The organism is Micromonospora musae (assembly GCF_003626635.1).
Taxonomy (GTDB): Bacteria; Actinomycetota; Actinomycetes; order Mycobacteriales; family Micromonosporaceae; genus Micromonospora; species Micromonospora musae.
In genome coordinates this window covers 304,846-321,446 of sequence record NZ_RAZT01000005.1, presented here as the reverse complement: position 1 = coordinate 321,446, position 16,601 = coordinate 304,846, and the positions used below count along the sequence as shown (strand labels likewise).

Below are 16,601 nucleotides of genomic sequence, written 5' to 3'. Positions count from 1 at the left end.
GGATGACTGCGTGGCGCAACGGTTGATCGTCATTGGTGGTAACGCCGCCGGGATGTCGGCGGCGTCCCAGGCGCGGCGCCGCTGCGGGCGGGACGAGCTGGAGATCATCGCCTTCGAGCGGGGTCACTTCACCTCGTACTCGAGCTGCGGTATCCCGTACTGGATCAGTGGGCTGGTGGACGGGCCGGAGGAGTTGATCGCCCGCGACCCGGAGACGTTCCGCCGGCGCTTCGACATCGACGTACGCATGCGGCACGAGGTGGTGGGGATCGATCTGGAGCAACGCGAGGTGATCGCCCGGGACCTCGTCGGCGGCGGCGAGGTCCGGGAACGCTTCGACGACCTGATGTACGCCGCCGGCGCGCTGCCGGTCCGGCCGGCCTGGGCCGAGGCGGAGATCGACGGCGTCTTCGGGATGCAGACCCTCGATGACGGCGCGGCGCTGCGCGACTGGCTGGAGGGCGAGCCGAAGCCGCGCCGGGCGGTGGTGGTCGGCGGCGGCTACATCGGGGTGGAGCTGGCCGAGGCGCTGCTCCAGCGGGGCCTGGCGGTCACCCTGGTCGAGAAGGCCGAACAGCCGATGTCCACGGTGGACGAGGACATGGCGGAGGTCGTCGTGGCCGCGATGCGCGAGCTGGGCGTCCAGATCCGCACCGGGCTCGGGGTGACCGGGATCGAGGAGCGGGACGGCCGGGTGAGCGCGGTCGTCACCGAGGAGGGGGCGATCCCCGCCGACGTGGTGGTGCTCGGCCTGGGCGTACGCCCCAACACCGACCTCGCCACCGCCGCCGGCGTGCCCCTGGGGCCGTCCGGGGCGATCCGGGTGGACCGGCGGATGCGGGTGCCGGGGGTGGACGGGGTCTGGGCGGCCGGTGACTGTGTCGAGTGCCTGCACCGGATCAGCGGAATGCCCGTGCACGTGCCGCTCGGCACGCACGCGAACAAGCAGGGCCGGGTCGCCGGCACGAACATCGGCGGCGGCTACGCCACCTTCACGGGGATCATCGGCACGGCGGTGACAAAGGTCTGCGACCTGGAGGTGGGACGCACCGGCCTCCGCGAGAAGGACGCTGCGGCCGTCGGGTTCGAGTTCGTCTCGGTGGTCGCCGAATCCACCAGCCGCGCCGGCTACTACCCGGGCACCCGGCCGATGACGGTGAAGCTGATCGCCGAGAAGCCCAGCGGCCGGCTGCTCGGAGCGCAGATCGTCGGCTGGTCCGAGGCGGCGAAGCGGATCGACACGCTGGCCGCGGCGCTCTGGAACGGCATGACGGTGGACGACATGACGGCGCTCGACCTCGGCTACGCGCCGCCGTACGCGCCGGTCTGGGATCCGGTGCTGATCGCCGCGCGCAAGGCCGTCGACGCGCTGCACCACGCCACCCGGTAACGACGGCCCGGTCCACTTCGGCCCCCCGATCTTGTCGGGGGCGCGGGTTAGCGTGCTCGCGTTGTCGCACCGGCGATCCGCCGGTCGCCCACCCCTTCCCCGGAGGCATCCCCCCATGGCTCAGGAGACGACCTACCTCGAGCTGTCCGAGTCCGACGGCGGCGCGCACAAGTTCTACGAGGTGGTGGTCGAGGACACCGCCATGACCATCCGCTACGGCCGCATCGGCGACCAGGGCCAGGTGAAGAACTCAAGCTTTCCGGACAACGCCCGCGCCCGGGCGGCCGCGGCGAAGAAGATCGGTGAGAAGATCCGCAAGGGGTACGCCCCGGCGGTGCCCGGCGTACGACAGAAGCGCTCGGTCTCCCGCCGCCAGATCGTCAGCACCCGCTCCACCGCACGCACCGCGCCGGTGCTCTGGCGCTACAACTCGGGTGCGCCCGCGTTCGGCATCTTCGTCGACGGGCAGAGCTGCATGGTGGGCAACGAGCACGGCGTGATCACCACGCTCGGCCACGACGCCCGGGTGCTCAACCAGGTTCGGCTCCCCGACGGGGTGAAGTGCATCGTCGCCGACGACGCGTGGATCTACGCCGGCTGCGACGACGGCAACGTCTACGACCTCTCCGGCAAGGTGCCCCGGGTGGCCTACGCGATCGCCCCCGACATCGACATCTACTGGCTCGACATCCACGACGGCGTGCTGGGGGTCTCCGACCGCGACGGTGGCATCGCCGCCGTCGACCACGAGGACGAGTTCCTCTGGCGCCGACCGGGCCGCGGCCGCTCCGCCTGGATGGTGCGCTGCGACCCCGACGCGCTCTACCACGGCCACTCGCGGGGCGTCACCGGCTACGACTGGCGGACCGGGCAGGAGCTGTGGCACACCGACACCGGCTCGGTCCTCTTCGGCTGGCAGGAACGGAACGCCGTCTTCGCCGGCACCGGCACCCGCGAGGTGGTGCGGCTGCGCAAGGACGGGCGCGCCGAGCGGACGTACCGCTGCGACGCCGCGGTCTTCTCCTGCGCCACCGCCGAGGGCGGCCGCTACGTCTTCGCCGGTGACAGCGCGTCCTCGATCTACTGCTTCGACGAGGCCGGTAACCGGCTCTGGAAGCTCGGCACCGGCTGCGGCTCGGCCTACTCCATGCAGTACCACGAGGAGCGGCTCTACGTGGTGACCACCAGCGGCCACCTGGCCTGCATCGACGCCAGCGAGCCGGCGATCCGGGCCGCCGAGGCGGGCAGCGTGCCGGACGTCGTCGACGTGAAGGCTCCCACCCGGCTGCCCGAGCCGGCCGCCTGGACCTCGGTCGAGGTGACCACCGACGACCGGTCCGGCGTGGTGGTGCAGTGCGTCGAGCACAGCGGCCGGCTGCGCATCCAGGTGCTCTCCGACGGGTACCACCATGACTGGTCGGTGCAGTTCCCCAAGGGCATCCGCGAGCCGGGGGCCCGCTACCTCGTCACCGAGGTGCGGGAGTCCGGCCGGGGTGGCTTCTACCGGGCGTACGGCGACATCCGCCGGCTCCGCTGAGAACTCCGGTCCGGGGGCGGAGCGGGACCGCCCCCGGACCGGTCTTCACCGGCAGGTCCAGCGCACCGCGTGACCTCTCTCGTTCTGGAAGAGCTGCCCGCCGAGCACCCGGCCGTCATCGCTGAGGCTCTTGACCCAGCCGTCCCCACTGGCGGTCGTTCCGTCCAGCCCGGGCAGCTTGACCAACTTGGTATCGGTGACCACGGCGGTGCCGTTGCCCGTGCCAGCCATCGAGCCGGCCTGCCACCCTCGCGCGTTCCCGGTCCCGGCCCAGACGACGGCGGGCATCAGGTCCGCCTTTCCCGTCCGCAGATCGATCCGCACCGGATACTCCTGCAGGGCCCTTCCGGACTTGCCCGGCTGCTTCTCCCGGTACGCCATCCCGGTCACCCAGCCACCGACCAGCGACACGGGCGTGAACTGGATGGTGGTTCCGCCCGGCACCTGAGGCAGTGGCAGCACCTCGGGCCGGGTGGCGCCCGGACGCCAGATGACTGCCCGCCGCGGCCTGCCCGGATCGTCCGCGCCAGCCATGTCGGCCATCTCGGCCAGGATGGTTCCGTCCTCATCGATGTCGATCGCCGAACCCGCCCACCCCGGGCCGGGTAGCGGCAGGTCGACAGCCGAGGCTTCGGACGAGTCCCAGATCACCGGCCGCTGCTGGGTCCACACCTCACGCCCGTCCTCGGCGTTCCGGAAGCCCACGATCCGGCCGGCGTCGTTGACCGCTGCCGCCGAGCCGGAGCTGACCCCCTTGAGTCGGATGGCCTCGCCGTCGCGCACCGCCCATGGCTGCGACAATTTGAGGCTGCGCCCCGTCGCACCCACCGCCAGGCCGGCCCGGTTGACGTCGCGCAACTGCTGCTCCTCACCGGGAATGGCAATTTCCCGGACCCGGTTCCCCTCCCAGATCAAAAGGCGGTAGTCGCGGAAGTCGTGCATGGTCAGACGGCCGACGAGCCACCGCCCGTCGGGGTCACCTGCCGTGACCTCACTGCCGGCGGCTTCCTCCGATCCAGGCAGGAGTGCTGCCGTGCACACCCCCTGCCAGGGGCCGCTCGGACGCGGTTTCGGGGACGGCGTCGACGGACTGGCTGACGTCGCCGGCGCCGGTGCCCCCCGATCGACCCCGTTTAGAGCGACCGGTAGGACGGCCACCGCCAGCACGCCCAGCGCGGCGGCCCCGGCCGCCGTCGCCCGGCGGTTGCGGCGGCGTCGCCGCGCCTCCCGGATCGCCCCGCCGAGGTCGACCCGGGGCGGACGAGTCGGTTCGTCGTCAAGCCGCCGCAGCAGGTCAGCGACCTGATCCTCGTCGATCCTCATCGTCACCGCTCCTTTCCGTTGCTACCGGCCAGCTGCCGATCGCTGAGCAGCCGGCGCATGGCGGCCAGCCCGTGCGAGGTCTGGCTCTTCACCGTCCCGGCCGAGCAGCCCAGAGACCGGGCCACCTCGTCCACCGGCAGGTCGTACAGGAAGCGCAGCACCAGCACGGCCCGCTGCCGGGGTGGCACCTGCGCCAGCGCGTCGCGCAGCACCGTGCGCTCCTCGACACCGCGGTCCTCGCTGCGCCGCACGTCGGGCGGGGCCGCGAAGAGCCGGATCCGCCACCAGCCCCGGCGTCGGCCGTCGAGGAAGAGCCGCACCACGATCGCCCGCACGTACGCGTCGACGTCGTCGGCCCTAGACGCGCGCGACCAGCGCTCGAAGAGCCGCGTCGCCGCCTCCTGCACCAGGTCGTCGGCCTGGTCGGCATTGCCGCAGAGCGAGTACGCCAGCCGGTGCAACGCCGGCAGCCGCGCACTCAGGTACGCGACGTATTCCTCATCCGATGCGTCCGGCATCCGGTTACCTCCGTCGGTTCCACGGGCGTGTCTCGGACGCGTCGGTCGAGCCGAACGGCGTCCGCCTCCGAGGCACGCCCCGAGGGCGTGTGTCGAGGTCCTGGCCGATTACCTCGGCACACGTCCTTAAGACGGGAATCGGCCGGGATCGGTTGTACGCGTGTCGAATGCGCGGTCCAGGATGGTCGCATGACCGACCTCCTGCCCATCCCCGAGCAGCTGACCTGGGTACGGCGGACTCCGGTCGGCCGGGCGTGGTTGGCCGAGCTGCCGGACCGGGTGGCGGCCTGCGTCGACCGCTGGTCGCTGCGGGTCGGCCCGCCGTTCCCGTACACCTTCGCCTCGCTGGCGCTGCCGGCCGAGCTGCCGGACGGAACACCGGCGGTGCTCAAGCTCCAGTACCCGGACAGCGAGAGCGAGCACGAGGCGGCGGCGCTGGCGAGGTGGTCGGGTGCGGGGGCGGTCCGGCTGCTCGGGCACGACCCGGGGCGGCGGGCGCTGCTGGTCGAGCGGGCCGTTCCCGGCACCCCGCTGAACGGGCTGCCGGCGGAGGCGGCTCTGGACGTCATGGTGGCGCTCCTCCCCCGGCTCTGCGTGCCGGTCGCCGGCCCGTTCACCTCGCTCGCCGAGGAGGCCGCCGGTTGGGCGGAGCGCCTGCCGGGCAAGTGGGAGCGGGCGAACCGGCCGTACGAGCGGCGGCTGCTGGACACCGCGCTCGGGCTGCTCGCCGAGCTGGCCCCGTCCCAGGGCGAGCAGGTGCTGGTCAACCAGGACCTGCACGGCGGCAACGTGCTGCGGGCGACCCGGGAGCCTTGGCTGGTCATCGACCCGAAGCCGCTGGTCGGCGAGCGTGAGTTCGCGGTGGCGCCGGTGGTGCGCGACGCCGCGCTGGGGCACTCCCCGGCGGCGGCACGTCACCGGCTCGACCGGCTCGCCGTCGAGCTGGGTCTGGACCGCGATCGGGCGCGCGGCTGGACGGTCGCGCAGACGCTGGCGTGGAGCATCAGCGACGGGGCCGTCTTCCCCGACCAGGTCGACGTGGTCCGCTGGCTGCTCGACGCCGTGCCGAAGTAGAAGCCCCTACCGGCCCTGGGGCACCAGCCTCACCGGCTCTGGCAGGTGGCGCACCAGTAGAGGTTGCGGCCGGCGAGTTCGCCGCGGCTGATCGCCGTGCCGCAGACGTGGCAGGGCGCGCCGGGACGGCGGTAGACGTACACCTCGCCGCCGTGCCGGTCGACGCGCGGTTCCCGACCCATCGCCTCCGGCAGGTGCTCGTCGCGCACGGTGTCGATGCGGCCCTGCCGCACGGCGAGGGTCATCAGCGTCACCAGGTCGGCCCAGAGCCGGTCCCAGCCGGCACGGTCCAACGCCCGGCCGGGCAGCGTCGGCGGCAGGCCGGCCCGGAACAGCGCCTCGGTCACGAAGATCAACCCGGTGCCGGCCACCACCGACTGGTCGAGCAGCAGGGCGGCGAGCGGCGTCGCGCTGCGGGAGATCCGGGCGTACGCCCGATCGGGGTCGGCGTCGGCGCGCAGCGGATCGGGCCCCAGCCGGGCCCGCAACGCCGCCACCTCCGGCGGGGTGAGCACCTCGCAGGCGGTGGGGCCACGCAGGTCGAGCCAGTGCCGGTCCTCGGGTCCGCCGCCGCGCCGAGGCCGGGGACGGTCGTTGGTGAGCCGCAGCCGCACCTGGCCGACCGGCTCCGGGGGCTCGCCGACGCCGTCGGTCACCTTGCCGTAGAGCCCGAGGTGCACGTGCAGGGTCAGCTCACCGGCGTGGTGGTGCAGGAGGTGCTTGCCGTACGCCTCGGTGGAGTCGAGCACGGTCCCGGTGAGCCGGGCCGCGCCATCGGCGAACCGGCCCTGCGGGCTGCTGGCGTGCACCGGTCGGCCGGCGAAGAGCTCGGCGTGCCGGGCCGCCAGGCGGTGGATGGTGTGTCCCTCTGGCACGGGCGCAAGGGTAGCCACCGCCGTTCACGCCTGCCAGACGGCCTGCTCGGGCGGTCGGCGTGCGCGACAGCCGGCCGGGCGGGAACGGCCGTGGGCGCGGGACGTGTCGGGAAACGGCCAGGCGGGTACTTCCGGGGACGTATCGCGTGGGTGCCGCCGGTTCCTCGGCCACCCCGCATTTCCTAGGAGGTGTGTTGTGGCCAGAATTCCTTCCCCGTCGCGCCGGCCCGCGCGCGACGAGAACCGTGACGGTGCCGGCAACGGTTCGGTCGCCACCGTCCCCGCCCCGGCGGACGCGGACCGTCCGGACGCGACCCGGACCGCGGTGACCGAGCGGACGTCGCCCCGCGACGGTGCCGCGCCCGTCGGTGCCCCGCGCACCGCCGACGCGCCGCCCACCGGCACGCGGGCCGCGACCGGGGCCGCCCCCGCGCTGCGTCCGGGGCCGGTACCCGCCCGCCCCGACGAGGAGCGGGACGGCGACCGGGCCGTACGCCCCGAGCGGGACCGCCCGCTCGACCCGGACGTACGGCCGGACGAGCCGGCGCCGACGGTGACGCCCGGTCCCCGGCCCCGCGCCAGCCTGCTCGCCACCCTCGGCCTGGTGGTCGGGGTGGCCGGGGCGCTCTTCGTGCTCACCGGCACCCTCGCCGGCTACGGGATCGGGCTGGGGGCGATCGGCGCGGTCCTCTCGGTGCTGGGAATGATCGCCACCCGGCGTCGACACGTCGCGGGCAAGACCGACGCGCTGCTCGGCATCGCCCTGGGCCTCACCGCGGTGGTCGTCGGGGTGCTCGCGATGACGGGGCTCTTCGACTGGCCGACCACCGACGGCGACTGGGTGCAGCGGTTCCGGGAGTGGCTCGACTCACAGTTTGTCGATCGGATCTAGCGGGCACTGTCCGGCTCGCCGGCGGTGCGCCGGCCAGCGGAGACCGGTGGTTCACCGGTCGAGCCCGACCAGTCTGGTGGTTCACCAGCCGGGCGACACAGTTTCAGGGGCGGCGGTTCGCCGCCCCTGATGTGTTTCCCGTCGAGGCTGCTCGCCGCCGCGCGGCCGGCCCGAGCGCGACCGGCGTCGATGTGGCCGCCACCCCGTCCCGCCGGGCCCGGCGCGTCGTTGACCGAAGGTGATCGAGCCCGGCTCCGGAGGAAGCGGCCGCGTAGAGCGGTCCGCGCAATGAATCGCCGTCGGCCTTGGCCCAGACGCAATGAACAGCCGTCCTGCGCAATCCTCTGCGGTGGATCCTGTCGGCCCGCGCCGAATAACGTTGAACATCGGCGCCAGCCCGTGGGCCGAGGTGGCCGGGCGCGCCCGACCCCTGGGAGCAGGACAATGACGATGGACGCGACGCGCCAGCGCTTTCTGATGTGCCGGCCGACGTACTTCGCCGTGGACTACGCGATCAACCCGTGGATGGACCCGACCGCGCCCGTCGACGCCGACCTGGCGATCCGGCAGTGGGAGCAGCTGCGGCAGGTCTACCGCGACCTGGGCCACACCGTCGAGGAGATCGCTCCGGTGCCCGGCCTGCCCGACATGGTCTTCGCCGCGAACGGCGGCACCGTGATCGACGACAAGGCGATGGCGGTGCAGTTCCGCGACCCGCAGCGTGCCGACGAGGCCCCGGCCTACCGGGCCTGGTTCGAGGCGGCCGGCTTCGAGATGTACGACCCGAAGCACGTCAACGAGGGCGAGGGCGACATCCTCCTCGCCGGTGAGCTGCTGCTCGCCGGCACCGGCTTCCGCACCGCGCACGCCTCACACGCCCAGTTGCAGGAGGTCTTCGGATACCCGGTGATCACCATGCAGCTGGTCGACCCGCGCTTCTACCACCTGGACACCGCGCTGACCGTGCTCGACGAGCGCACGGTGGCGTACCTGCCGGAGGCGTTCACCCCCGGCAGCCAGGCCGTACTGCGTCGGCTCTTCCCGGACGCGGTGCACGCCACGATGGCCGACGCCGAGGTGCTCGGCCTGAACGCGGTCAGCGACGGGCGGCACGTGGTGCTGCCGGCGCAGGCCACCGACCTGGCCGCGAAGCTTCGCGACCGGGGCTACGAAACCATCGGTGTCGACCTGTCCGAGCTGCTTAAGGCGGGCGGCGGACCGAAGTGCTGCACGTTGCGGCTCCGACAGGGAAAGGCAAGCAAGTGATCGTCGACGACATGCTGCGGACGCCGGGCGCGGTCCGCGACGCGGAGCGCTGGACCGCGCACAACTACCACCCGCTGCCGGTGGTGATCTCGTCCGCCGAGGGCGCCTGGCTGACCGATGTGGACGGGCGTCGTTTCCTCGACTTCCTGGCCGGCTACTCGGCGCTGAACTTCGGTCACCGGCACCCGCAGCTGGTCGCCGCGGCGCACGCGCAGCTCGACCGGCTCACCCTCACCAGCCGGGCGTTCATCCACGACCAGTTCGCGGCCTTCTGCCGGGAGCTGGCCGAACTCAGCGGCAAGGACCTGGTGCTGCCGATGAACACCGGCGCCGAGGCGGTGGAGACCGGGATCAAGGTGGCCCGCAAGTGGGGCTACCAGGTCAAGGGCGTACCGGCGGGCCAGGCCAACATCGTGGTCGCCGAGGGCAACTTCCACGGGCGTACGACCACCATCGTGAGCTTCTCCACCGATGAGGAAGCCCGGGAGGACTTCGGGCCGTACACGCCCGGGTTCACCGTGGTCCCCTACGGCGACCTGGACGCCTTGACGGCCGCCATCGACGAGAACACCGTCGCCGTGCTGATCGAGCCGATCCAGGGCGAGCAGGGCGTCGTGGTGCCGCCGGAGGGCTACCTGCCGGGCGTCCGCCGGGTCTGCACCGAGCGCAACGTGCTCTTCATCGCCGACGAGATCCAGTCCGGCCTGGGTCGCACCGGGGCGACGTTCGCCTGTGACCACGAGGGCGTCGTGCCGGACATGTACCTGCTCGGCAAGGCGCTCGGCGGCGGCATCGTGCCGGTCTCCGCCGTGGTCGCGAACACCGACGTGCTCGGCGTGCTCAAGCCCGGCCAGCACGGCTCGACCTTCGGCGGTAACCCGCTGGCCTGCGCGGTCGCCGTCGAGGTGGTCCGGATGCTGGCGACCGGCGAGTTCCAGCGCCGCTCCGCCGAGCTGGGCGAGCGGCTGCACGCCGGGCTGCAGGAGCTGGTCGGCAAGGGTCTGGTCGCCGTACGGGGCCGGGGCCTCTGGGCCGGGCTCGACATCGACCCGGCGCTGATGACCGGCCGTCAGGCCTGCGAGCGCCTCGCCGAGCGTGGTGTGCTCGCCAAGGACACCCACGGCTCCACGATCCGGCTCGCCCCGCCCCTGGTGGTGACCGAAGAGGAGATCGACCACGCGGTGGCCCAGCTGGCCGCCATCCTCACCCCCTGACCCCCACCCCCACTCCGCACGCGGTGATCAAGAGGTTTGCGTCACGAACAAGCCGCTTCCTGACGCAAATCTCTTGATCAACCGCTTCGGGTGATCGGGGCGGGCGGGGCCGGGTGTGTGTGGGTGGGGGGCGTCAGGGGCGGGGTAGACGCATGGCCATGGTGGGGGCCTCCGCCATCACCGAGGTCGGCGTGAACGACGCCCCCGCGGGCAGCTCCTCGGCCCGGCCGATCTGCACCCCCGGATAGAGCTCGATCATGTCGTTCTCGCCGAGCACCCGCGACTGCTTCGGCACGAGCGGAATCCGCTCCGCCTCGGTCATCGATCCGGCCGGACGGATGCCCGAGCCGTTGGTGCTCACGTCGGTCACGATCACCTCGCCGACGCGCAGCTCGAGGTGCAGGTGGTTCCGGCTGATCCAGCGCCGCGCCTCGTCGTTCAGCCACTGACCGAGGACGATCCCGCCCTCTGCCTCGGGGGCCCGGCCGACCAGCACCGGCTGCTCCTCGCTGACCACGAACCGGCGACGGACGAGCCCGCCGATGCGTACCGCGAGCACCTCGGTACGCGGCCGCGGGCCCACGTCGCCGAGCCGGGTGCCGTGCCGGGGGCAGGTCGGTACGCCGCCGCGCAGCGAGGGCGGCGCCTGCTCGGCGGGGCTGCGCTGCACCCGGGCCAGATCGGCGAAGGAACCGCCGCCACCGCCGCCGAAGAGGGCGCAGCCCGACTCCGGGCACCGCCACTGCCGGGTGAGCAGCTTCGCCCCGGCCGGGGAGCGGCGGCCCGCGACCGGCTTGTCGCCGCCCCCGACGTGCGCGACGAGGTTCGGCCCGCCGGCGCCCGGCACCGGGGCGAGGACCCGGCCGGGCTCCTCCGCCACCCAGGGGAACCGTCCACGCAGCCCGTCCAGCCGGGCCCGGGTCAGCACCGGAAGGCCGAGCAGGTCGGCCACCTCCAGCATCCGGTCACCCGGATTGTCGAGCACCTCGACCAGCCCGTCGTCGGCCCACCGGCGAACCACCATCCGCTCGTTGGAGGTGAGGTCGGCGTCGGAGAGCAGCGCCCGGTGCACCACGGCGTAGACCTGGACGCTGTCCTCCTCCAACTGCCGGGAGAGGGCGTCGATCACCATGCCGAGCCGCAACAGGCTGGCCGGTCGGCCACCGTCGATGTCCTGGTAGCGGATCACGTCGGCCAGATCGAGGACGGCCCGGGCCAGCGACGGGTCGACGCAGACCCGCCCCTCGATGGCGTCCAACACCTTGCTGATCTCGAATCTCATCGGGCACTCCGAATGATCTCGTCGATGCGACGGGCCAGGTCGACGTCACGGCGAGTGACCCCACCGACCGAGTGGGTGACGCACCGGAACGTCACGGTGCGCCACCGGATGTCGATGTCGGGGTGGTGGTCGAGCTGCTCGGCCGTCTCGGCGACCCGGTCCACCACCGCGATGGCGGCCGGGAAACCGGCCAGCTCCACGCTGCGGCTGATTCCGGTCGGGTCGCCCGACCAGCCGTCCAGCCCGCCCAGCTCCTGTTCCACCGCCTCCGCGGTGAGCACGTCTGCCATGGGGTGACCCTACCGGGACGGAGAGCCCCGCCGGCCGCGCATACCGGTGGGGTGTCCACCGCCGTCCGCGCGGCCGGCCGCGCCGAACCCGTCAGCTCCGCAGCGGTCGCCCCACCTCGTGCAGGTGGCCCAGCGCCTGCCGGTACGAGTCGAAGAGCCCGGTCTCCGCGTACGGGATGCCCTGCTCCGCGCAGTACGCCCGCACCAGCGGCTGGGCCCGGCGCAGGTTCGCCCTCGGCATGTTCGGGAAGAGGTGGTGCTCGATCTGGTAGTTGAGCCCGCCCAGCGCGGTGTCGACGAACCGGCCGCCCCGCACGTTGCGGGAGGTGAGCACCTGCTTGCGCAGGAAGTCGAGCTCGTCCTCGGCCGTCGGCATCGGCATGCCCTTGTGGTTCGGGGCGAAGGCGCAGCCCATGTAGAGCCCCCACAGCCCCTGGTGGACGGCCGCGAAGAGCAGCGCCTTACCGGGCGACATGGCCAGCAGCAGCGCGGCCAGGTAGCCGGCCGTGTGCACGCCCAGCAGCAGCGCCTCGACCCGCCGGTGCCGCATCGGCGTCCGGAACCGGCCGTCCGGCTCCCGCCCGACGATCGCCTGGATGCTCGCCACGTGCAGGTTGAGCCCCTCCAGCAGCAGCATCGGGAAGAACAGGTACGCCTGCCGCCGGGCCAGCCAGCGGCCGAAGCCCCGGGTGCCGAGCGCCTGCTCGTACGTCCAGACCAGCGCGCCGGCGCCGACGTCCGGGTCCTCGTCCTCGTGGTTCGGGTTGGCGTGGTGCCGGTTGTGCTTGTCCACCCACCAGCCGTAGCTGAGCCCCACCGCGAGGTTGCCGGCGATCAGACCGACCGCCTCGCTCGGGCCACGCCGGCGGAACATCTGCCGGTGCCCGGCGTCGTGACCGAGGAAGGCCACCTGCGTGGTGGCCACCGCCATCACGACCGCGACCAGCGCCTGCCACCAGGAGTCCCCCACGGCGAAGACCGCCACCCAGCCGGCCGCGAAGATGCCCAGGGTGAGCGCGATCCGCGCCACGTACCAGCCGGGACGGCGTTGCAGCAGGCCCGCCTGGTTGACCCTGCGGGACAACTGTGCGTAGTCGCTCCCTCGCCGTACCGGCGGGTCCGCCACCGCTGACAGCACCATGGCCGCTCCTGTTTCCTCGATGTACGGCCGGCCGTGCGGCTCGACCCCCGCCATCGAGTCTCCGGAGATCGGTAGCGTTGAGTAACCCTGTCCACCCCCGAGTGGGGGTAGGGTTCGCCCTACCTTGACACCGCCCGCGCCGCCCGCGACCTCCGCGACGCCCGCGACGTTCCCGGCGGCCGCGACGGCCGCGATGGCCGCGCCGGGGCAGGGCGCGCGCTCAGGGTCGGGTCTGCTCGTGCACCCAGGCCGCATACCCGGGGTCCCCGCTCTCCACCCGGCTCACCAGGATCTCCGGCACCTGGTACGGGTGGTTGGCCCGAAGCTGGTCGACCAGCGCGGCCACCCGGTCCGGGGCGGTCTTGAACTGCACCGACCACTCGCTGCTGGTCTCCACATCGGAGCGCCACCAGTAGGTGCTGTCGACCTGCCCGCCCACCTGTGCGCAGGCGGCGAGTCGGCCGGTCACGGCGGCCGCCGCGAGCACGTCGGCGACCGAACGGGCATCCACCACGGTCGTCACCACGCAGATCTGGTCCACGATCGCACCCTACGTGCCATGCTCACCGTCGCTCATGTCCATGCCGTCCCGATTCGCGGCGATCCACTCGTCGATCCGGGCCCACCAGTCGAAGAGCCAGTCGATGCGTTCCTGCCGGCCCGTCGGCACCTCCTCGGGCGGTACCGACCAGAACCGCATCACGATCCGCTTGTCCATCGGCAGCTCACGCCAGACGTCGGCGACGGTCAGCATCCGGTCCAGACCGGTGTGCGCCACGAAGACCACCCCGGCGTCGGGAGCGGCGTCCAGCGCGGCCAGCAGCCCACCGGGTTGCGGGGCGAGCACGTGCCGCATCCGCTCGGCCCGCAGCGCCATCCGCTCCAGGCCCAGCGACCGCAGGCGGGCGATGGCGCGCAGCCGCCGCTTGGGGGTGAAGTTGCCGCCCTCCGGGAAGATCACGAAGGCGTCGTCGTCGTCCAGCCCGGCCGCGAGGTGCCCGACCTGACGGATCACCGCCTCGGTCCGGTCGTGGTCCGGCGAGGGCGCGATGAAGCGATTCGGCAACCGGTTGAGCAGCACGTCGATCGCCGGATCCCACTGGAGGCTGTCCTTCAGCACGATCCGTGGCTCGCGCTTGAACCAGTTCACCAGGGCGTGGATCAGGATGAACGAGTCGCCCGGCCCGGCGTGCCGACAGAGCACCAGTTCGGGCCGGCCGGGCAGGGCGGTGTCCGGGTCGGCGCCGGTCACGTCGATCCGCAACCGCAGCGTCCAGCGCGCCTGCCAGAAGAGCACCCGCAGGAACCGGCCGGCGAGCACGTAGTGGGCGCGTTGGAAGGCCGGCGAGTGCACGCGGGCGCCGAAGCCGGCCCCGACCCAGAGCACGAAGAGCGCGATCAGCGCCGCCGCGTCCCACACCAGGTAGACGGTGCCGATCCAGAGCAGCCGCAGCGGGCGCAGCCGGCCGGGAACGAGCGGGGACAGGGCCGCCGCGACCAGGGCCCAGAGCGGCAGGGTGGTGACGACCGTGACGGCGAGCAGGACCACGGCGGGCCCCAGCAGCACCCGGCGCGTCCACCGTGGCGGCAACGGCATCAGCGGTCCAGGTTGGCCAGGTACCGCCGTGAGGCGGTGTAGGCGCGGCTGATCCGCCGCCCCACGGCCGCCATGTCCCGGTACGCCCACGGTGTGTCGTCGCGCGGGTTGAGCCCGCCGGTCGGCAGCACGTGCACCTCGACCCCTTCGGGCAGCGCGGCCATCTCCCGGAAGAACCGGTGCCGCCGGGCGATCTCGAAGGCGACCTGGGCGATCTCCCAGGGCCGCCGGGGAGGCGAGAGCTCCCGTTCGATCCGGCCCACCTGGAGGACGAAGATCCGGGTCGCGCCGACCGCGACGGCCTCGCCGATCGGGATCGAGTTGACGATCCCACCGTCGATGTAGTGCGCGCCGTTGATCTCCTTGGGCGGCAGCAGTCCGGGCACCGAGGCGGAGGCGAGCACGGCCGGCACCACCGGCCCGCTGTCGAACCAGTGTTCGGCGGCCCGTTCGATGTGCGCCGCGCAGCACCGGAACGGGACCCGCAGGTCGGCGAAGGTGGTCTCGGCCCCCAGCTCCGACTCGAGCAGCCGGCGCAGCGGGCGCGGCGAGTGCAGGTGCGTACGGGCGGCGAACCGGCGGAGCTGGCGGGCGACCGAGTCGCCGTACACCTCGCTCGCCTCCGGCGACGCCCAGAGCCGGACCAGCCGGTCGGTGACCGCCTCGGACGGGTCCGCGGCGACCAGGGCGCCGTTGACCGCCCCGATCGACGTGCCGAGCACCAGGTCCGGCTGGATACCGGCGCGGAACAGCGCGCGGAGCATGCCCACCTCGACCGCGCCGAGCACACCGCCGCCGCCGAGCACGAACGCCACCGGTCCCCCCGCCATGCCGTTCATCCTGGCACGACTGGCCGCCGCTCACCCTGGTGAGCCCGACCACCCCGGGCCGCGGTGCAGCGCGGAGTTCGCGCAGCGGGCGAGCCGGGCGGCGACCACCGGACCGGCGAACGGGGGTACGGCCGGCCGGGTCCGGCCGGGTCCGGCCGGGTCCGGTCAGCGCCGGCCGAGCCGCACCGCCTCCTGGACCGGCCGCCAGCGCGCGGCCGCGACCTGCCGATAGACCGCCTCGTAGCCCTGCGCCATCCGGCCGGTGGAGAAGTTCGTCGCCACCTGCCGCACGCAGTCGGCCGGATCGATCCACTCCACGGCGCGCAGCGCCGCCGGCAGCTCCTCCGGCCCGCTGCACACGACGCCGGTGACGCCGGTCGTGACCAGCTCCGGCACGGCTCCCCGACCGAGCGCGACCACCGGCGTACCGGTCGCCATCGCCTCGACCATCACCATGCCGAACGGCTCCTCCCACTGGATCGGCATGATCAGGCAGCGGGCGTCGAGCAGCATCCGCAGCGTCTCCGCCCGGTCGGCGTTGAGCACCACCTCGACGTCGTCGCCGAGCATCGGCGTCACCACCTCGTCGTAGTACCGGCGTTCGGCGGGCTCGTTGCACTTCCCGGCGAGCAGCAGCGGCAGGCCGGCGGCGCGGCAGGCGCGGATCGCGATGTCCGGCCCCTTGTCCGGGCTGAACCGGGCCAGCCACAGCACGGGGCCCGGCGCGGGCGCGGACTTGTGCGGGACGTCCCGCAGGTCCAGGCCGTTGTGCACCGTGCCGACCCAGGGCAGCCCCGCGTTCAACCCGCGCTGGGCGTGCGAGATGGCCACCAGCCGGACGCCGTGGTCGGTGTCGCTGAGCACCCTGCCGTACTCGCCGACGGGGTTGCCGTGCACCGTCGCCACCGTCGGCACGCTGCGCCGACCGGCCACCAGCGGCCCGATGGTGGTGTGGTCGTGGATGATGTCGAAGTCGGCGGGGTCGATCAACTCTCGTACCCGCGCCAGGTGGGCCAGCTCGGGCAGGGACTCGCCGAGCCGCGCGAACTGCAGCTGCGCCTCGGTGGAGACGAACTCCTGGGCGGTGGTGCCGTGCCACTCCCCGGCGCCGAAGAGCGTCACCCGGTGACCGCGGCCCACGAGGGCGTCCACCAGGCCCGCGACGACCTGTTCCAGCCCCCCGTAGCCGGGTGGCGGCACGGAGAGCCACGGCGGCACCACCATCGCGATCCGCAGCGGCCGACCGGCGTACCGATCGCCCGTCAGCTGGATTCCGCCCACGCGTCCTCCCCGTCGCTCCCCGGTGCGTGGTGACCGCAGGTGCGCGCGGTACCCCGGCGCACCGGCGGCCCGCTTTCCCGCAGGCGGCGCG

The 16,601-nt window shown here is 73.1% G+C and carries 16 protein-coding genes; 6 read left to right on the top strand and 10 right to left on the bottom strand.

What is annotated here, in order from left to right:
* Window positions 1-10: 10 nt before the first annotated feature.
* Both D7044_RS12225 and D7044_RS12220 read left to right on the top strand, forming a co-directional pair.
* Window positions 11-1,390: an FAD-dependent oxidoreductase gene (locus D7044_RS12225; protein WP_120679407.1), complete on the top strand. Its 1,380-nt coding sequence runs from the start codon at window positions 11-13 to the stop codon at window positions 1,388-1,390.
* A 115-nt stretch (window positions 1,391-1,505) separates the two neighbouring features.
* On the top strand, window positions 1,506-2,927 hold the full coding sequence (locus D7044_RS12220; RefSeq protein WP_120688889.1) for a WGR domain-containing protein: 1,422 nt from the start codon (window positions 1,506-1,508) through the stop codon (window positions 2,925-2,927).
* A gap of 45 nt (window positions 2,928-2,972) precedes the next feature.
* Here D7044_RS12220 and D7044_RS12215 read toward each other — a convergent pair whose 3' ends face one another.
* Complete coding sequence (locus D7044_RS12215) at window positions 2,973-4,250, bottom strand: hypothetical protein (protein WP_120688888.1); 1,278 nt, start codon at window positions 4,248-4,250, stop codon at window positions 2,973-2,975.
* Window positions 4,251-4,252: 2 nt separating this feature from the next.
* Window positions 4,253-4,768: a SigE family RNA polymerase sigma factor gene (locus D7044_RS12210; RefSeq protein WP_120679401.1), complete on the bottom strand. Its 516-nt coding sequence runs from the start codon at window positions 4,766-4,768 to the stop codon at window positions 4,253-4,255.
* A gap of 189 nt (window positions 4,769-4,957) precedes the next feature.
* Here D7044_RS12210 and D7044_RS12205 point away from each other — a divergent pair, with 189 nt between their 5' ends.
* Complete coding sequence (locus D7044_RS12205) at window positions 4,958-5,842, top strand: aminoglycoside phosphotransferase family protein (RefSeq protein ID WP_120688887.1); 885 nt, start codon at window positions 4,958-4,960, stop codon at window positions 5,840-5,842.
* A gap of 29 nt (window positions 5,843-5,871) precedes the next feature.
* Here the strand turns inward: D7044_RS12205 and D7044_RS12200 are convergent, their stop codons facing one another.
* Entirely contained in the window at window positions 5,872-6,717 is an 846-nt protein-coding gene (locus D7044_RS12200; protein WP_120688886.1) for an Fpg/Nei family DNA glycosylase, read from the bottom strand.
* Between the two features lie 196 nt (window positions 6,718-6,913).
* On the opposite strand from D7044_RS12200, the gene D7044_RS32955 reads away from it, so the two are divergent.
* From D7044_RS32955 to rocD, 3 genes are all read left to right on the top strand, one after another.
* Complete coding sequence (locus D7044_RS32955; protein ID WP_233564958.1) at window positions 6,914-7,609, top strand: DUF4190 domain-containing protein; 696 nt, start codon at window positions 6,914-6,916, stop codon at window positions 7,607-7,609.
* Between the two features lie 450 nt (window positions 7,610-8,059).
* Window positions 8,060-8,875, top strand: a complete 816-nt coding sequence (gene ddaH, locus D7044_RS12190; RefSeq protein WP_187398661.1) for a dimethylargininase — start codon at window positions 8,060-8,062, stop codon at window positions 8,873-8,875.
* The gene (gene rocD, locus D7044_RS12185; RefSeq protein WP_199716598.1) at window positions 8,875-10,089 is read left to right on the top strand and encodes an ornithine--oxo-acid transaminase; all 1,215 of its coding nucleotides are present in this window, start codon (window positions 8,875-8,877) and stop codon (window positions 10,087-10,089) included. The genes ddaH and rocD overlap by 1 nt, the downstream gene beginning before the upstream one ends.
* Before the next feature lie 133 nt (window positions 10,090-10,222).
* On the opposite strand, the gene D7044_RS12180 is transcribed toward rocD, so the two are convergent.
* From D7044_RS12180 to D7044_RS12145, 7 genes are all read right to left on the bottom strand, one after another.
* Window positions 10,223-11,371, bottom strand: coding sequence for an FHA domain-containing protein (locus D7044_RS12180; protein WP_120688885.1), 1,149 nt, complete (start codon window positions 11,369-11,371; stop codon window positions 10,223-10,225).
* Window positions 11,368-11,661, bottom strand: coding sequence for a 4a-hydroxytetrahydrobiopterin dehydratase (locus D7044_RS12175; RefSeq protein WP_120679389.1), 294 nt, complete (start codon window positions 11,659-11,661; stop codon window positions 11,368-11,370). Before D7044_RS12175 ends, D7044_RS12180 begins: the two co-directional genes overlap by 4 nt.
* Window positions 11,662-11,752: 91 nt before the next feature.
* On the bottom strand, window positions 11,753-12,802 hold the full coding sequence (locus D7044_RS12170; RefSeq protein WP_199716589.1) for a fatty acid desaturase family protein: 1,050 nt from the start codon (window positions 12,800-12,802) through the stop codon (window positions 11,753-11,755).
* Window positions 12,803-13,022: 220 nt separating this feature from the next.
* On the bottom strand, window positions 13,023-13,343 hold the full coding sequence (gene cutA, locus D7044_RS12165; protein WP_120688884.1) for a divalent-cation tolerance protein CutA: 321 nt from the start codon (window positions 13,341-13,343) through the stop codon (window positions 13,023-13,025).
* Window positions 13,344-13,352: 9 nt separating this feature from the next.
* The gene (locus D7044_RS12160; protein ID WP_120688883.1) at window positions 13,353-14,399 is read right to left on the bottom strand and encodes a 1-acyl-sn-glycerol-3-phosphate acyltransferase; all 1,047 of its coding nucleotides are present in this window, start codon (window positions 14,397-14,399) and stop codon (window positions 13,353-13,355) included.
* Window positions 14,399-15,229: a patatin-like phospholipase family protein gene (locus D7044_RS12155; RefSeq protein ID WP_120679383.1), complete on the bottom strand. Its 831-nt coding sequence runs from the start codon at window positions 15,227-15,229 to the stop codon at window positions 14,399-14,401. The genes D7044_RS12160 and D7044_RS12155 overlap by 1 nt, the downstream gene beginning before the upstream one ends.
* Before the next feature lie 165 nt (window positions 15,230-15,394).
* Complete coding sequence (locus D7044_RS12145; protein ID WP_120688941.1) at window positions 15,395-16,453, bottom strand: glycosyltransferase family 4 protein; 1,059 nt, start codon at window positions 16,451-16,453, stop codon at window positions 15,395-15,397.
* Between the last annotated feature and the right edge of the window lie 148 nt (window positions 16,454-16,601).